The sequence below is a fragment of the Pseudomonas sp. SWRI179 genome, from assembly GCF_014268705.1.
GTDB classification, from domain to species: domain Bacteria; phylum Pseudomonadota; class Gammaproteobacteria; order Pseudomonadales; family Pseudomonadaceae; genus Aquipseudomonas; species Aquipseudomonas zanjanensis.
Genome location: NZ_JABWRA010000035.1, coordinates 17009 through 34044, shown reverse-complemented (window position 1 = coordinate 34044; position 17036 = coordinate 17009). Strand labels below are relative to the sequence as shown.

Annotated in this window: 16 protein-coding genes; 8 read left to right on the top strand and 8 right to left on the bottom strand. The window is 62.6% G+C overall.

The features are described from left to right. Window positions 1–5: 5 nt before the first annotated feature. Entirely contained in the window at window positions 6–1304 is a 1299-nt protein-coding gene (locus HU767_RS19405) for an MFS transporter (RefSeq protein ID WP_186708242.1), read from the bottom strand. A gap of 375 nt (window positions 1305–1679) precedes the next feature. On the opposite strand from HU767_RS19405, the gene HU767_RS19400 reads away from it, so the two are divergent. Both HU767_RS19400 and HU767_RS19395 read left to right on the top strand, forming a co-directional pair. Beyond that, window positions 1680–2084 carry an acyl-CoA thioesterase gene (locus tag HU767_RS19400; protein ID WP_003177184.1) on the top strand — a complete coding sequence of 135 codons (405 nt, stop codon included), beginning with the start codon at window positions 1680–1682 and terminating at the stop codon, window positions 2082–2084. Between the two features lie 57 nt (window positions 2085–2141). Continuing rightward, window positions 2142–3041, top strand: a complete 900-nt coding sequence (locus tag HU767_RS19395) for a D-hexose-6-phosphate mutarotase (protein ID WP_186708244.1) — start codon at window positions 2142–2144, stop codon at window positions 3039–3041. 62 nt (window positions 3042–3103) lie between these two features. Here HU767_RS19395 and HU767_RS19390 read toward each other — a convergent pair whose 3' ends face one another. The 5 genes from HU767_RS19390 to HU767_RS19370 form a co-directional block, all read right to left on the bottom strand. Beyond that, window positions 3104–3640: a DUF3299 domain-containing protein gene (locus HU767_RS19390; RefSeq protein WP_186708246.1), complete on the bottom strand. Its 537-nt coding sequence runs from the start codon at window positions 3638–3640 to the stop codon at window positions 3104–3106. 89 nt (window positions 3641–3729) lie between these two features. Next, on the bottom strand, window positions 3730–3975 hold the full coding sequence (locus HU767_RS19385) for a GlsB/YeaQ/YmgE family stress response membrane protein (RefSeq protein WP_003187057.1): 246 nt from the start codon (window positions 3973–3975) through the stop codon (window positions 3730–3732). A 102-nt stretch (window positions 3976–4077) separates the two neighbouring features. Then, complete coding sequence (locus tag HU767_RS19380; protein WP_186708248.1) at window positions 4078–5163, bottom strand: 5-(carboxyamino)imidazole ribonucleotide synthase; 1086 nt, start codon at window positions 5161–5163, stop codon at window positions 4078–4080. Window positions 5164–5175: 12 nt separating this feature from the next. Next, window positions 5176–5667, bottom strand: coding sequence for a 5-(carboxyamino)imidazole ribonucleotide mutase (purE, locus tag HU767_RS19375; protein WP_003196369.1), 492 nt, complete (start codon window positions 5665–5667; stop codon window positions 5176–5178). A gap of 334 nt (window positions 5668–6001) precedes the next feature. Beyond that, window positions 6002–6919 carry a LysR substrate-binding domain-containing protein gene (locus HU767_RS19370; RefSeq protein ID WP_186730248.1) on the bottom strand — a complete coding sequence of 306 codons (918 nt, stop codon included), beginning with the start codon at window positions 6917–6919 and terminating at the stop codon, window positions 6002–6004. Window positions 6920–7097: 178 nt separating this feature from the next. Here HU767_RS19370 and aspA point away from each other — a divergent pair, with 178 nt between their 5' ends. The 4 genes from aspA (at window position 7098) to HU767_RS19350 (ending at window position 12808) form a co-directional block, all read left to right on the top strand. Next, a complete protein-coding gene (aspA, locus tag HU767_RS19365; protein WP_186708252.1) occupies window positions 7098–8522 on the top strand; it encodes an aspartate ammonia-lyase in 1425 nt (474 codons plus the stop codon). Between the two features lie 488 nt (window positions 8523–9010). Then, window positions 9011–10462, top strand: a complete 1452-nt coding sequence (locus tag HU767_RS19360; protein ID WP_186708254.1) for an alanine/glycine:cation symporter family protein — start codon at window positions 9011–9013, stop codon at window positions 10460–10462. A 131-nt stretch (window positions 10463–10593) separates the two neighbouring features. After that, window positions 10594–11598, top strand: a complete 1005-nt coding sequence (locus HU767_RS19355; protein ID WP_186730247.1) for an asparaginase — start codon at window positions 10594–10596, stop codon at window positions 11596–11598. A gap of 217 nt (window positions 11599–11815) precedes the next feature. Continuing rightward, window positions 11816–12808: an AraC family transcriptional regulator gene (locus tag HU767_RS19350; protein WP_186730246.1), complete on the top strand. Its 993-nt coding sequence runs from the start codon at window positions 11816–11818 to the stop codon at window positions 12806–12808. Between the two features lie 324 nt (window positions 12809–13132). Here HU767_RS19350 and HU767_RS19345 read toward each other — a convergent pair whose 3' ends face one another. Together HU767_RS19345 and HU767_RS19340 are read right to left on the bottom strand one after the other, a co-directional pair. Continuing rightward, window positions 13133–13783, bottom strand: a complete 651-nt coding sequence (locus HU767_RS19345) for an HAD family hydrolase (protein ID WP_186708260.1) — start codon at window positions 13781–13783, stop codon at window positions 13133–13135. 211 nt (window positions 13784–13994) lie between these two features. Then, window positions 13995–14540 carry a gamma carbonic anhydrase family protein gene (locus HU767_RS19340; RefSeq protein WP_186730245.1) on the bottom strand — a complete coding sequence of 182 codons (546 nt, stop codon included), beginning with the start codon at window positions 14538–14540 and terminating at the stop codon, window positions 13995–13997. Window positions 14541–14612: 72 nt separating this feature from the next. On the opposite strand from HU767_RS19340, the gene prlC reads away from it, so the two are divergent. Together prlC and HU767_RS19330 are read left to right on the top strand one after the other, a co-directional pair. Further along, entirely contained in the window at window positions 14613–16691 is a 2079-nt protein-coding gene (gene prlC / locus HU767_RS19335; RefSeq protein ID WP_186708264.1) for an oligopeptidase A, read from the top strand. Next, window positions 16688–16966: a YheV family putative zinc ribbon protein gene (locus HU767_RS19330; protein WP_018600854.1), complete on the top strand. Its 279-nt coding sequence runs from the start codon at window positions 16688–16690 to the stop codon at window positions 16964–16966. Before prlC ends, HU767_RS19330 begins: the two co-directional genes overlap by 4 nt. The last annotated feature ends 70 nt before the right edge of the window (window positions 16967–17036 follow it).

Below are 17036 nucleotides of genomic sequence, written 5' to 3'. Positions count from 1 at the left end.
GCCGCCTAGCGCCCCTGCTTCCAGAGATACCCGCCCACCACAATCCCGATCCCACAGATGGCCGCCACATAATATGCCGGCCCCATCGAGCTCTCTTTCAGCAACAGGGTCACGATCATCGGCGTCAACCCGCCAAAAATCGCGTAGGCCAAGTTGTAGGAAAACGACAGGCCGCTGAAGCGCACCACGGCCGGGAAGGCGTTGACCATGACATAAGGCACCGCGCCGATGGTGCCTACCAGCAAGCCACTCAGGGCATACAGCGGGAACAGCCACTCGGGGTGGTCGAACAGGCAGTGATAGAACGTCCAGAAGGTGATCAACAGCAAACCACTGCCGAAGACAAACACCCGGCCGGCACCAAAACGGTCGGCCAGCACACCCGCACCAATGCAACCCAAGCTCAGGAACACGATCGCCAGGCTGTTGGCCTGCAGCGCGACGGTCGGGCTGAAGTGGTACACCGTCTGCAGCACGGTCGGTGTCATCAGGATAACCACGATGACGCCAGCCGACAGCAGCCAGGTCAGCAGCATGGAAATGGCGATGGCGCCGCGATGATCACGCAGCACGGCCCGCAGCGGCACTTCCTCGGCCAGGGCCTTGCGCAGTTGCAGTTCGGCGAACACCGGGGTTTCGTGCAGCCAGCGGCGCAAGTACACCGAAAACAGCCCGAACACGCCACCCAGCAGGAACGGGATCCGCCAGGCGTAATCGGCCACTTCCACCGGTGTATAAATGCTGTTGATCGCCGTTGCCACCAGCGACCCCAACAGGATCCCCGCCGTCAGGCCGCAGGTCAGCGTGCCGCAGGCATAGCCGATGTGGCGCGCCGGAACGTGTTCGGAAACGAAGACCCAGGCGCCCGGCACTTCCCCGCCGATGGCCGCGCCTTGGATCACCCGCATCAGCAACAACAGGATCGGTGCCCACATGCCGATCTGTGCATAAGTCGGCAACAGCCCCATGATCAGGGTCGGAACGGCCATCATGAAGATGCTCAGGGTGAACATTTTCTTGCGCCCCAGCAGGTCGCCGAAGTGGGCCATGATGATCCCGCCCAGCGGCCGGGCCAGGTAACCGGCGGCAAAAATGCCGAACGTCTGCATCAGGCGCAGCCACTCGGGCATTTCGGCCGGGAAAAACAATTTGCCGACCACGGTGGCAAAGAACACGAAAATGATGAAATCGTAGAACTCCAGCGCACCGCCCAGGGCTGAAAGCGACAGGGTCTTGTAATCGTTGCGGGTCAATGGACGTGCCGGTTGTGCGGGCGTCGCCGTGCTCGAAGGCGCAGTGGTCATGGCAAGGGCTTCTCTTATAGTCGGTTCTGCAACCCTGGCAACTCGGGTTGGGGCCTGGGCAGGTTCGGCACGATAGCAAATTGTTCGAAAAAGCACATAGAGGCGCGTATTTGACAGTCGAAATCAGAACCGAGTGGTCGTCTCGACGTCTATCGCCCGATATACTCGCAACCTTGCAGTACTCTGTAAGGGGTTGCTGTGCGAAAACGTCGTTGGTGATGTAGTACAAGATCAGCCGGTTTCGCAGAGTTTCCCTTTGGCACGCCTTTACGAAAAACGTGACGAACGCAGTATGTTCGGGCTGAATCGTTTTTTACGAAGACGGCTATTCACCTGAAGTACCAGACAGCGTTACGGGTCAGAGGCACCCCCGGCATGATAGAGCTCGAACAAGAAGATCCCATCCCGCAAGGCGACCTGGCCCTGCAAATCACCGCGCTCCCACGGGAGACCAACGGCTTCGGCGATATTTTCGGCGGCTGGCTGGTGTCCCAGATGGACTTGGCCGGCACCGCCATGGCCAGCAAAGTGGCCGGCGGACGCGTGGCCACCGTGGCGATCGATCGCATGGCGTTCCTGGTGCCGGTGGCGGTGGGCGCGCAGTTGTCCTTCTATACCCAGGCGCTGGAAATCGGCCGCAGCTCGATCCAGATGATGGTCGAGGTCTGGAGCGATGACCCGCTGTCCAGTGAATGGCGCAAGGTGACCGAGGCGGTATTCGTCTTCGTCGCCATCGACGGCAGCGGTCGTACCCGCTCGGTTCCGCCGCGCGCCCGTTAAACACGGCGACCGTTTTGCGGTCCATTGCAGTCCCTGTCACCGAACGAGATTTGCAACATGCCTACGCCCAACGTCGACGCGGTCAAACTGGATGAACTGAACGCCTGGCGCATCCGCCACGGTCAGGCCGAGTTGCTGGTGGCCCAGCAAGGCGCGCACATCCTCAGTTATCAAGTGGACGGCCAGCCGCCACTGATCTGGCTCAACGACCAGGCCACATTCAAGGCCGGCAAGAGCATCCGCGCGGGCGTGCCGGTGTGCTGGCCGTGGTTCGGCAACCTGACGCGCAACCCCGACAGCGTGCAGGCCATGCGCGTGAGCAATGACCCGGCCACCGCCCACGGCCTGGTGCGGGCGATGGATTGGGAACTGAAGGGCATCGAGGCCGAAGGCGAAAGCCTGAAAATCGAATTCATGCTGCCTTATCCCGAAAACGGCCTTGCGGGCTGGCCTCATCAGGTCGACCTGACGCTGGCCATCGTGATGGACGCGCAACTGCACATCCGCCTCACCAGCCATAACCGTGGCAGCGAAACCGTCAGCCTCAGCCAGGCGCTGCACAGCTACTTCGCCGTGAGCGACGTGCGCAACGTGCAGGTCGAAGGCGTCGATGGCTTGAACTACATCGAGACCCTCGACGACTGGAACACCCACACCCAGGCCGGCGACCTGCATTTCACCGGCGAGACCGACCGTATCTACCTCGACACCCCGCCGACGCTGAGCATCGTTGATCCGCAGTGGCAACGACGGATCGAGCTGACCAGCAGCGGTTCGCGCTCGGCGGTGATCTGGAACCCCTGGATCGAACGCGCCAAGGCCTTCAGCGACATGGCCGACGATGGCTGGCAGCGCATGCTGTGCATCGAGACGGCGAATGTGATGGAGGATGTGGTGACGTTGTTGCCGGACGCCAGCCATACCCTGGGTGTGAGCATTTGCAGCAAGCCGCTCTAAACCCCACCGCAATAAACCTGTGGGAGCGAGCAAGCCCGCTCCCACAAGGGTCCGCGCCAAGCTTATAGATCCGCCTCCTGCACCACCCTCACCTTCTCCGCCTCCAACGCATACGCCGCACTCGCCAGATCGTTGTCGACCTTTTCGATCTTCAGCGTGCCCGTCACCCAGAGCGGCGTGTAGATGTCATCCAGCTTCAGGCCCTTGGGGTAGCGCACCAGCACCAGTTGGTTAGGCGGCGGTGGCGGGACGTGGATGCAGGCGCCGGGGTAGGGCACCAGGAAGAACAGCGTGCTGTGGCCCTTGGCGTCGGTTTCCAGCGGCACCGGGTAACCGCCGATGCGGATGTGCTTGTCGTTCATCGCCGCCACGGTCTTGGTCGAATACATCACCGCCGGCAAACCCTTGCTTTGCTTCAGGCCACCTTTTTCGGTGAAGGTGCCGTTGGCTTCCGGGGAGTTGTGGTCGATGTCGGGCATGGCCTCGAGGGCTTTCTGGTCCGACTTGGGCATCAGTTCGAGCCAGTCGGTTTCCGGCAGCTCGGCGGCATGGGCCAGGCCGCTGCCCAGCAGAAGAAGGGTCAATACTAGACGGCGCATGAAAGGGCTCGGCAATGAATGAAAAGTGAAACGCCGAGCATTCTAGCCCCCTCAGCTCGCGACGCAGAGGGGGCCTTGATGCATTTGGATCAGTTTCTTTTGATCAGGCCGTAGATCACCAGCAGCACGATCGCGCCCACCAGGGCCCCGATGAAACCCGCGCCTTGGCCGGCCTGGTAGATGCCCAGGGCCTGGCCGCCGTAAGTGGCTGCCAACGAACCGCCGATACCGAGCAGGATGGTCATGATCCAGCCCATGCTGTCATCGCCCGGTTTCAGGAAGCGTGCCAGCAGGCCAACGATCAAGCCGATAAAAATGGTTCCGATGATTCCCATGGCTTTCCCCTCTCATTGAGTCGCTAAGCCAAAGCCCGATCAGGTTTTGGCACTTAGCCATGAGAGAGGTTAGCCGACGAATGGTTCCAACGGTATGACAGATTATTGCTCGGCGATCAGCGTCTCGACCTTGATGATCTGCTGGGCCAGCGTGGCCCGATCAGCGCAGCGCAGGTTGGCGTGGCCGACCTTGCGCCCGACCTTGAACGCCTTGCCATAGTGATGCAGATGGCAATCGGCGATCGACAGGACTTTCTCGGTGTCCGGCACCTTGCCGATAAAGTTGAGCATCGCGCTTTCGCCGATCTTGGCGGTCGACCCCAGCGGCAGTCCGGCCACCGCCCGCAGGTGGTTTTCGAACTGGCTGCACTCGGCGCCTTCCGTAGTCCAATGCCCGGAGTTGTGGACCCGCGGTGCGATTTCGTTGGCCTTGAGGCCGCCGTCCACTTCAAAGAACTCGAACGCCATCACGCCGACATAGTCGAGCTGCTTGAGCACCCGGCTGGAATAGTCTTCGGCCAAGGCCTGCAACGGGTGATCGGTGCTGGCGACGGACAGCTTGAGGATGCCGTCCTTGTGGGTGTTGTGCACCAGCGGGTAGAAGCGGATTTCACCGTCGCGGGCACGCACGGCGATCAACGAGACTTCCCCAGTGAACGGCACGAAGCCTTCCAACAGGCAGGCCACGCTGCCGAGCTCGGCGAACGTACCGGCCACGTCTTCAGGCTTGCGCAGGACTTTCTGGCCCTTGCCGTCATAACCCAGGGTGCGGGTCTTGAGCACGGCGGGCAGGCCGATGGCCGCGACGGCGGCGTCCAGGTCGGCCTGGGACTGAATGTCGGCGAAGGCCGGCGTCGGGATGCCCAGGTCCTTGAACATGTTCTTTTCGAACCAGCGGTCACGGGCGATCCGCAAGGCTTCGGCGCTCGGGTAGACCGGCACGAACTGGGACAGGAAGGCCACGGTTTCGGCCGGGACGCTTTCGAACTCGAAGGTCACCAGGTCGACTTCATCGGCCAACTGGCGCAGGTGATCCTGGTCGCCGTAGTCGGCCCGCAGGTGTTCACCCAGCGCCGCGGCACAGGCGTCCGGCGCCGGGTCCAGGAAAGCGAAGTTCATCCCCAGCGGCGTACCTGCCAGGGCCAACATGCGACCCAACTGGCCGCCACCGATTACACCGATCTTCATTCGTCAACAACCTCAGGCAATGCGTGGGTCTGGATTGTCCAGGACGCTGTCTGTCTGCTCAGCGCGGAATTTTTTCAGCACGGTATGAAATTGTGGATGCTTGGCGCCCAGGATGCTCGCCGACAGCAGGGCCGCATTGATCGCGCCGGCCTTGCCGATGGCCAGGGTCGCAACCGGAATACCGGCGGGCATCTGCACGATCGACAACAACGAATCAACGCCCGAGAGCATCGACGATTGGACCGGCACGCCCAGCACCGGCAAGTGGGTCTTGGCCGCGCACATGCCCGGCAGGTGGGCCGCGCCACCGGCACCGGCGATGATCACCTCGATGCCACGCGCTTCGGCCTCTTCGGCGTACTGGAACAGCAGGTCCGGGGTACGGTGGGCAGAGACCACTTTCACCTCGTAAGGGATGCCGAGCTTTTCCAGCATATCGGCGGTGTGGCTAAGGGTGGACCAATCGGACTTGGAGCCCATGATCACGCCAACCAGTGCACTCATCGTCGTGCCTCTTCTCTCTGGGCGCCCGCAGGCGCGTCAAAAAACAACAAGCCACGCAGGAAACCGGCGTGGCTTGTTGTACGAATGATGGCCGGGCGAACCGACCGAAGGCCGGGCAGTATACCGAAAATGGTGCGTTAAACGCACTTTCGCCGACCATCTGTCATTTGCGCTGAAGCGGCGGTTTTATTGACTCGCAGGTCAGCGTCGAAACACCACAAATCCCCTGTGGGAGCGGGCTTGCTCGCGAATGCGGTGTGTCAGTCGCCACCTTCTGAGCTGACACACCGCATTCGCGAGCAAGCCCGCTCCCACAAAGGGGACTGCGTTGGTTTCAGGATCCGACAGCACCCTGCGCCACACCGCCTTCAAGCTTGCGCCACAACAACCGCACATTGGCCTTGCGCACCAGGGCGCAGCGGTACAGACGGATCTCCAGCGGGACATGCCATTGCGTGCCGCCGCAAATCACCAGTTCGCCCCGGGCCAGTTCGTTGCGCACACTCAAATGCGGCACCCAGGCGATGCCCAGACCTTCCAGGGCCATGCTTTTCAGGCTGTCGGCCATGGCCGTTTCGTAGATCGTGGTGAAACGCAGCGCCCGCTGGCGCAGCAACTGGTTGACCGAACGCCCGAGGAACGCCCCGGCGCTGTAGGCCAGCAACGGCACGCTGGCCTCGCCTTCAAGGTCGAACAGCGGGTTGCCGTTGGCATCGGCGGCGCACACCGGGAGCATTTCGGTCTGGCCCAAGTGCAGCGATGGGAAGATTTCCGGGTCCATCTGCATGGCCGAATCCGGGTCGTAGAAGGCCAGCATCAAATCGCAGCCGCCCTCGCGCAAGGCGTGGACCGCATCGCCGACGTTGGTCGCCACCAGGCGCGTGGCGATGTTCATCCCTTCGTTGCGCAGTTGCGCGATCCAGCGCGGGAAGAAGCCCAGCGCCAGGGAGTGGGCGGCGGCCACCTGGATGACTTCGCCCTGCCCGCCTTCCAAGTGATGCAAATGGCGCAGCACTTCGCCCAGTTGCTCCACCACCGTACGCGCCGTCACCAGGAACAATTGCCCCGCCGCCGTCAGCTCGACGGGCGTACGTGAACGGTTGACCAGGGTCAGCCCCAGCGCCGCCTCAAGGCTGCGGATGCGTCGGCTGAACGCCGGCTGCGTCACGAAACGCCGCTCGGCCGCCTGGGAAAAACTGCGAGTAGCGGCCAGGGCACTGAAGTCCTCAAGCCATTTGCTTTCAAGATTCATCACGCCTCCCTACACGCACCAAAACAGGTCACACGTTCGCCGCATCGTCGGCGTCACACCGGCATTATGCCGAATATGCATAGGCCAGTGTTTAACAGCATTGGCCCTATTTTTCCCCAGAGCCTAGGATCCACAGCGTTCCGGCACAGGCCGGGTCCATATCGAGATGATTTCCGTCATGTCCTCCGCTGCATCATTCCGCACAGAAAAAGACCTGCTTGGCGTACTCGAAGTACCGGCGCAAGCGTATTACGGCATCCAGACCCTACGAGCGGTAAACAACTTCCGTCTCTCCGGCGTCCCGATCTCGCATTACCCGAAGCTGGTGGTCGGCCTGGCAATGGTCAAACAGGCCGCCGCTGACGCCAACCGCGAACTTGGCCAGCTCAGCGAAGCCAAGCACGCTGCCATCAGTGAAGCCTGTGCACGTTTGATCCGCGGCGATTTCCACGAAGAATTCGTGGTGGACATGATCCAGGGCGGCGCCGGCACGTCGACCAACATGAATGCCAACGAAGTCATCGCCAACATCGCGCTGGAGGCCATGGGCCACCAGAAAGGCGAGTACCAGTACCTGCACCCCAACAACGACGTGAACATGGCGCAGTCCACCAACGACGCCTACCCGACCGCGATCCGCCTGGGTCTGCTGCTGGGTCACGACGCGTTGCTGGCCAGCCTCGACAGCCTGATCCAGGCGTTCGCGGCCAAGGGTGAAGAATTCAGCCACGTCCTGAAAATGGGCCGCACCCAGCTGCAGGACGCCGTGCCGATGACCCTCGGCCAGGAATTCCGCGCCTTCGCCACCACCCTGAGCGAAGACCTGGCGCGCCTGAAAACCCTGGCGCCTGAACTGCTCACCGAAGTGAACCTGGGCGGCACCGCCATCGGCACCGGTATCAATGCCGACCCGCGCTACCAGGCCTTGGCCGTACAGCGCCTGGCAACCATCAGCGGCCAGCCGCTGGTCCCGGCCGCCGACCTGATCGAAGCCACCTCCGACATGGGCGCCTTCGTGCTGTTCTCCGGCATGCTCAAGCGCACCGCGGTCAAGCTGTCGAAGATCTGCAACGACCTGCGCCTGCTGTCCAGCGGCCCACGCACCGGCATCAACGAAATCAACCTGCCGGCCCGCCAGCCAGGCAGCTCGATCATGCCCGGCAAGGTCAACCCGGTGATCCCGGAAGCGGTCAACCAGGTGGCGTTCCAGATCATCGGCAACGACCTGGCCCTGACCATCGCGGCTGAAGGCGGCCAACTGCAACTGAACGTGATGGAACCGCTGATCGCCTTCAAGATCTTCGACTCGATCCGCCTGCTGCAACGGGCCATGGACATGCTGCGCGAGCACTGCATCGTCGGCATCACCGCCAACGAAGCGCGCTGCCGTGAGCTGGTCGAGCACTCGATCGGCCTGGTCACCGCCCTGAACCCGTACATCGGCTATGAAAACGCCACCCGTATCGCCCGCATCGCCCTGGAAAGTGGCCGCGGCGTACTGGAACTGGTGCGCGAAGAAGGTTTGCTCGACGACGCCATGCTCGACGACATCCTGCGCCCGGAAAACATGATTGCTCCGCGTCTGGTCCCGCTCAAAGCGTGATCGACACGGCCACCGCTCACCAGGTCGAGGGACTAGACACCTCTCACCTTTTGAGGGCTTGGGGATCTTCCCCAAGCCCTTTTTTTAATTGATAGCCGCCAAGGATGACTGAATCTGTGGGAAGGAACCTGCTCGCGATAAACGACGACGCGCTGCCCGTTGTAAACCGCGTCGCCAGCCAACGCGAGCAGGCTCGTCCCCACAAGAACCTGACCGGAAGGCCAGGTGTTTCAAAGGGTCCGCTTCGTCGGACGCACCACAACTGTGCAGACGGGCACCGCACTGATAGGTATAGTGCCGCCCCTCTTCGCATGAGCGGTCGTCCGCAACGAGACCTTTAAACATGCGAAAACCGAACTAATAACAAACCCGCGAAAATGGACCGGGACGAAACTCCGCCTCACCTGTCAGGCCGCGCGCCGACCGATGTAACGCGATGTTTCCAAATGGCCAGCATTTGCTTAAACAAAAAACAGCGAGGAATACTCATGCTCGAAGTCATCAACGACTTCCTATCAGGGAAAGTGCTGATCGTGCTCATTGTCGGGCTCGGTGGCTACTTCACGATCCGCTCGCGTTTCGTCCAGTTCCGTCACTTCTTCCACATGTTCACGGTGTTCCGTGACAGCCTGAAAAGCAGCACTGACCAGCTCAGCTCCTTCCAGGCCCTGATGCTCAGCCTGGCCGGCCGTGTCGGCGCGGGCAACATCGCCGGTGTCGGCATCGCCGTGACCCTCGGTGGTCCTGGTGCGGTGTTCTGGATGTGGGTGACCGCGCTGGTCGGCATGTCCAGCAGCTTCTTCGAATGCTCCCTCGGCCAGCTCTACAAGCGCTGCGACTCCGAAGGCCAGTACCGTGGCGGCCCGTCCTATTACATCCAGCACGGCCTGCAGAAACGCTGGCTGGGCATGATCATGGCATTCCTGCTGTTGGTGACCTTCGGCTTCGCCTTCAACGGCCTGCAAGCCCACGCGGTCACCCACTCCCTGAACAACGCCTTCGGCTTTGACACCACCTACACCGGCCTGGGCCTGGCGGTGCTGTTGGGCCTGGTGTTCATCGGTGGGATCAAGCGTATCGCCAAGGTTGCCGACCTGCTGGTTCCGGTCAAGACCCTGGCGTACATCGGCGTGACCCTCTACGTGATCGTGCTGCAGTTCGAACATGTACCGGACATGCTGGCGACCATCGTCAGAAGCGCCTTCGGTCTGGACCAGGCCTTCGGCGGCCTGATCGGCAGCGCCATCGTCATGGGCGTCAAGCGTGGCGTGTTCGCCAACGAAGCCGGCCTGGGCAGTGCGCCTAACGTTGCCGCCGTCGCGTCGGTCGAGCACCCGGTCGCCCAGGGCGTGGTCCAGGCGTTCAGCGTATTCCTGGACACCTTCGTGATCTGCACCTGCACCGCGCTGCTGATCCTGCTGTCGGGCTTCTACACCCCAGGTTTCGAAGGCGACGGCATTGCCCTGACCCAGAACTCCCTGGCGGCGGTCGTGGGTGACTGGGGCCGGATATTCATCTCTGTGGCCCTGTCGTTGTTCGTGTTCACCTCGATCCTCTACAACTACTACCTGGGCGAGAACAACCTGCGCTTCATGATCGGTGACAATCGCAAGGTCCTGATGGGCTACCGTGCGCTGGTCCTGGTCCTGATTTTCTGGGGTGCCATCGAAAACCTCGGCACCGTGTTCGCGTTCGCCGACATCACCATGACCCTGCTGGCGTTCGTGAACCTGATCGCGCTGTTCCTGTTGTTCAAGGTCGGCATGCGCATCCTGCGTGACTACGATGACCAGCGTGCGGCCGGCATCAAGGTCCCTGTGTTCGACTCCAGCAAGTTCCCGGACCTGGACCTGGACCGCAACGCATGGCCAGCCACCCCGTCGGCACCGGTTGCCAAACCTGACGCCGCGACTGCCGGCGTGGCCGCAGCGCAACGCTGAGCCGCAGGCTGATGTAAAAAACCGGGCGCATCCCCTGCGCCCGGCGTGACACAGCGTAAGGTCGGCGTCATGCTCGGCCTTATGTTGTGGCGGCTGACCCAAGCCGCCGTTTTCGTCCTCGGAGAACAACCATGAATTCCTTGACCTACCCTGCCGCCCAGCACGTCATGGTGCTCTACACCGGCGGCACCATCGGCATGCAAGCCAGCGCCCACGGCCTGGCCCCGGCATCCGGTTTCGAAGCGCGGATGCGCGACTACCTGCACAGCCAGCCCGAACTCGTCATACCGCAATGGCGCTTCCGGGAGATGTCGCCGCTGATCGACAGCGCCAACATGACGCCAGCCTATTGGCAGCAACTGCGCGAAGCGGTGGTCGACGCCGTGGATGTGCAGGGCTGCGACAGCGTGTTGATCCTGCATGGCACCGACACCCTGGCCTATAGCGCAGCGGCGATGAGCTTCCAACTGCTGGGCCTGCATGCGCGGGTCTGCTTCACCGGCTCGATGCTGCCCGCCGGCGTGACCGACAGCGACGCCTGGGAAAACCTCAGCGGTGCCCTGGTCGCCCTCGGCCAGGGCCTGGCACCGGGCGTGCACCTTTACTTCCACGGTGAGCTGCTGGCGCCGACCCGTTGCGCGAAAGTGCGCAGCTTCGGTCGCCACCCATTCAAGCGCCTGGAACGCCAGGGCGGCGGCACCCCGGCGCCGGCCCTGCCGGCGCAGTTGAATTACAACCAGCCCAAGCAATTGGCGAACATCGCGGCGCTGCCGCTGTTTCCCGGCATCAGCGCCCAGGTGCTCGATGGTCTATTGGGCAGCGGTATCCAGGGCCTGGTGCTGGAGTGCTACGGCAGCGGCACCGGGCCGAGCGACAACCCGGCCTTCCTCGCCAGCCTCGAGCGGGCGCGGGACAGCGGTGTGGTGGTGGTGGCGGTGACTCAATGCCATGAAGGTGGCGTTGAGCTGGACGTGTACGAAGCCGGCAGTCGCTTGCGCGGTGTCGGCGTGCTGTCCGGTGGCGGCATGACCCGCGAGGCCGCGTTCGGCAAATTGCAGGCGTTGATTGGCGCCGGGCTGCCGGTGGAAGAGGTTCGGCGGCTGGTAGAGCTGGACCTGTGTGGCGAGCTGAGCTGATCCGAACCTGCATCAACTTGTGGTGAGGGGCTTTTGTGGCGAGGGAGCTTGCTCCCGCTCGGTCGCGCAGCGGCCGCAAGCTTTCGGGGGCCGCTTCGCCCGAAGCGTCGGACCAGCCCAGCGGGAGCAAGCTCCCTCGCCACAAAAGCGACGTCATGCCAAAGTACCCGGCATATAACTTGCTCCGTCTCCAGCCTACCCCAGGCTGGAAACGGACATGCTGCATTCCCACCTCACTACCCTCAACGCCGTCTCGCTGGTACTGAGCACCTTAAAAAACGAAGGGCTGTCCAGCGATGCCTTGTTGGCCGGCAGCGGCATCAGCGCCGCGGACCTGAGCCGGGCCGATACGCGCATCACCACCAACCAGGAGATGCAGGTCTGCGCCAACGCCGTGGCCCTCAAGCGCGACATCGGCCTGGAGCTGGGCCTGCGCATGCACGTTTCGTCCTACGGCATGCTCGGCTATGCCCTGCTCACCAGTGCCACCTTAGGTGACGCCTTGCGCCTGGCACTGCGCTATCCGGCGCTATTGGGAACACTCTTCGAGCTGAACCTGGACGATGACGGCGAGCACATCTCGTTCAGCGCCAGCGACTATCGGGAGAATCCGGCCCTGGCGGTGTTCAATGCCGAGTTCTGCATGGTTTCGCTGAAGGTGATCTGCAATGACCTCCTCGGCCATGTATTGCCCTTGCACGCTGCGCGCTTCGAACATCCGGCGCCCGATTACCAGGCGCGCTACACCGCACTCTTCGATTGCCCGGTGCGCTTCGACAGCGTCGATAACGCGTTTGCCTTCGACCGCCACTGGCTCGAACAACCCTTGCCCCTGGCCGACCCCATCACCCATCACGCCATGGCCGAACGCTGCCGCCGGCAGAACACCGAATTCACCGGACGCCAGGCCTGGCTAGGAAGGATCCGCCAGTTGCTCGACGCCCAACTGAACGCAGCCCCCGGCCTGGAAGGCTTGGCCGAGCAAATGAACTGCTCGGCGCGCACCTTGCGGCGGCACCTCAAGGACCTGGGCTGCAGCTATCAGGAACTGCTGGACGAACTGCGCTTCGAACGAGCCAAGCAGATGCTTTGCGAGGACCAATTGCCGATCCATCGAATCGCCGAACGACTGGGCTTCAGCGAAACCGCCAGCTTCCGCCATGCCTTTGTGCGCTGGAGCGGCGTGGCGCCCAGCCAGTTCAGGGCCTGAACTGTCGCGTTCATCTATACCCCCTGTGCGGGCGGGGATCTGGCTAACCCCTGTGGCGAGGGAGCTTGCTCCCGCTGGGCTGCGCAGCAGCCCCAAAAAAGACAACTCATTTCCACAGACAAACCGCATCAGCGAGCTTACGACGGCTGCGCCGCCGAGCGGGAGCAAGCTCCCTCGCCACGATAGTGTTGTCTTGAGGCCAGGGATGTTTGTGCTGCCGCCATCGCGAGCAAGCTCGCTCCCACAGGGGTTTGGCGGTGGGCACCCGTATTGTGGACGTCTCGGAAAAATGTGGGAGCGAGCTTGCTCGCGATGGCCATCTAGTCAACGCCGCAGAAACGCCTGATGCAACGCATCCACCGTCTGGAAGTGATACGCCGGGCCCTCGGCGCTGAGTTCTTCGTGGCTGCCAAACCCATACCCCACCGCCGCGGCATCCAGGCCATTGCTGCGGGCGCCGATCAGGTCGTGCTTGCGGTCGCCGATCATCAGGGTGCTGGCCGGGTCGAGGCTTTCTTCGGCCAGCAGGTGGGCGATCAGCTCGACTTTGTCAGTGCGGGTGCCGTCCAGTTCGCTGCCGTAGATCACCTTGAAGTGCCGGGCGAAGTCGAAATGGCGGGCGATTTCCCGGGCGAAGACCCAGGGCTTGGAAGTGGCGATGTACAGCTGGCGCCCTTGGCCGCCCAAGGTTTCCAGCAGCGGCATTACGCCGTCGAAGACCCGGTTCTCATAAAGGCCGGTGACCTTGAAGCGCTCACGATAGAAATTCACCGCCTCCCAGGCCTTCGCTTCGTCGAAGTCATAGAACTGCATGAAGGCCTGCAACAACGGCGGGCCGATGAAATGTTCGAGGCGGGTCAGGTCGGGTTCGTCGATGCCCAGCTTGGCCAAGGCGAACTGGATCGAACGGGTGATGCCTTCACGGGGGTCGGTGAGGGTGCCGTCGAGGTCGAAGAGTACGGTCTGGTAGTGCATGGCTGTTCCTGCGTGGTCATGCAGTTCACTCAACAGGCTTGAATGAAACTGTGGCGAGGGGATTTATCCCCGCTGGGCTGCGCAGCAGCCCCCAAAAAATTGAATGTAACAAACCTGACACGCTGTGCTGGCAGGGTTTGGGGCTGCTGCGCAGCCCAGCGGGGATAAATCCCCTCGCCACAATGGTTCATTCGACATCTTGGGGGGCGATTCAAGGTTGGTCGTAACCTTCAGCCAGATGCAAGTCCTTGAGCTTCATGTAGTTCGCCGCGCTGTAGGTGAAGAACGCGCGCTCCTTGTCCGTCAGCGGCCGCACCTGCTTCACCGGGCTGCCCACGTACAAAAAGCCGCTGTCCAGGCGCTTGCCCGGCGGTACGAGGCTGCCGGCGCCGATGATCACATCGTCTTCGACCACCGCGCCGTCCATGACGATGCTGCCCATGCCGATCAGGATCCGGCTGCCCACCGCGCAGCCATGGAGCATGACCTTGTGGGCGATGGTCACGTCGTCGCCGATCAGCAACGGGAAGCCATCCGGATTGAAGGGGCCGGCGTGGGTGATGTGCAGCACGCAACCATCCTGGACGCTGGTGCGCGCACCGATACGGATGCGGTGCATGTCGCCACGAATGACCGTCAGCGGCCAGACGGAGCTGTCTTCGCCGATCTCGACGTCGCCGATCACCACCGCGGTGCTGTCGACAAACGCCCCACGGGCAAGCTTCGGGCTGTGGTTCTGGTACGTGCGAAGGGTCACGATAGGCTCTCTCTTATCCGGTGATAGGCGCTGCTAGCTGCGGTGAGCGTCGATTGTAATTAAGATGGGCCGATGTTTCTTCCAGCCAAGGTGTCGACCGTGAGCGTGAACAACCCTCTTTTGCAGCCCTATGACCTACCGCCATTCTCGGCGATCCGTGCCGAGCACGTGCAACCGGCCATCGAGCAGATCCTGGCGGACAACCGTGCGGCCATCGCCGAAATCCTCAAGACCCAAGTCCAACAGCCTACCTGGGCCGGCCTGGTGTTGGCGATGGACGAGCTCAATGATCGTCTCGGCGCGGCCTGGAGCCCGGTCAGCCATTTGAACGCCGTGCGCAACAGCCCGGAACTGCGCGAGGCCTACGAGGCCTGCCTGCCGGCGCTGAGTGCCTATTCCACCGAGCTGGGCCAGAACCGTGAACTGTTCCAGGCCTTCGAAGCCCTGGCGAACAGCCCGGAGGCGGCCGGTTTCGACGTGGCGCAGAAAACCATCCTGGAACATTCCCTGCGGGATTTCCGCCTGTCGGGCATCGACCTGCCGCCCGAGCAACAGAAGCGCTACGCCGAAGTGCAGAGCAAACTGTCCGAGCTGGGCAGCCGCTTCTCCAATCAACTGCTGGACGCGACCCAGGCCTGGACCAAGCACGTCACTGACGAAGCCGCCCTCGCCGGCCTGACCGACTCGGCCAAGGCGCAAATGGCCGCCGCTGCCCAGGCCAAGGAACTGGACGGCTGGCTGATCAACCTGGAATTCCCTAGCTACTACGCGGTGATGACCTACGCCGAAGACCGCGCCCTGCGCGAAGAAGTCTACGCCGCCTACTGCACCCGCGCCTCGGACCAAGGCCCGAATGCCGGCCAGAACGACAACGGCCCGGTGATGGAACAGATCCTCGACCTGCGCCAGGAACTGGCCCATTTGCTCGGTTTCGCCAACTTCGCCGAGTTGAGCTTGGCAACCAAGATGGCCGAATCCAGCGATCAGGTCCTCAGTTTCCTGCGTGACCTGGCCAAGCGCAGCAAGCCGTTCGCCGCCCTCGACCTGGAACAGCTCAAAGCCTATGCCGCCGAGCAGGGCTGCCCCGACCTGCAAAGCTGGGACAGCGGTTTCTACGGTGAAAAACTGCGCCAGCAGCGCTACAGCGTGGCCCAGGAAGCCCTGCGCGCCTACTTCCCGATCGACAAGGTACTGAGCGGCCTGTTCGCCATCGTGCAGCGCCTCTATGGCATCGAGATCGCCGAACTGAAAGGCTTCGACAGCTGGCACCCGGACGTGCGCCTGTTCGAAATCAAGGAGAATGGCCAGCACGTCGGCCGCTTCTTCTTCGACCTCTACGCCCGCGCCAACAAGCGTGGCGGTGCCTGGATGGACGGTGCCCGCGACCGTCGTCGCACCTTCGACGGCGTCCTGCAAAGCCCGGTCGCCAACCTGGTGTGCAACTTCACCCCGGCCGACAGCGGCAAGCCCGCGCTGCTGACCCACGATGAAGTCACCACCCTGTTCCACGAATTCGGCCATGGCCTGCACCACCTGCTGACCCGCGTCGAACACGCCGGTGTGTCCGGCATCAACGGCGTGGCCTGGGATGCCGTGGAGCTGCCGAGCCAGTTCATGGAAAACTGGTGCTGGGAACCCGAAGGCCTGGCGCTGATTTCCGGCCACTACGAAACCGGCGAACCGCTGCCCCAGGACCTGCTGGAAAAAATGCTCGCGGCGAAAAACTTCCAGTCCGGCCTGATGATGGTCCGTCAGTTGGAGTTCTCGCTGTTCGACTTCGAACTGCACGCCACCCACGGCGATGGCCGCAGCGTTCTGCAAGTGCTCGAAGGCGTGCGTGACGAGGTCTCCGTCATGCGTCCGCCGGCCTACAACCGCTTCCCCAATAGCTTTGCGCACATTTTCGCCGGCGGCTACGCGGCGGGTTACTACAGCTACAAATGGGCGGAAGTGCTCTCGGCCGATGCCTTCTCCAAATTCGAAGAAGACGGCGTGCTCAACGCCGACACCGGGCGCGCCTTCCGCGAGGCAATCCTGGCCCGTGGCGGTTCCCAGGAACCAATGGTGCTGTTCGTCGACTTCCGTGGCCGTGAGCCGTCGATTGACGCACTCTTGCGCCATAGCGGCCTGACCGAGGACGCGGCAGCATGAGTGAGGGGCCTGTGATTACCAAGCGACGCTTTATCGCCGGGGCGGTCTGCCCGGCCTGCAGCGAGCCGGACAAGTTGATGATGTGGAACGAAGACGGCGTGCCGCACCGCGAATGCGTGGCCTGCGGTTATTCCGACACACTCAACGAGCAAGGCCTGTCGGTGCCCAAGGAATTGGGTACCCGGGTCAACACCTCGGCGCTCAAGGCGCCGGACGCAAAAGTCCAGGCGGTGCAGTTTTTCCCCAACCCCAAGTTGAAGAAAAAAACCGACTGACAACTTTGGCATCACCTTCCGGGCCGCCCGGCCCGGAAGCGATAACTATGTACCGCAGCGCCAATCGCCT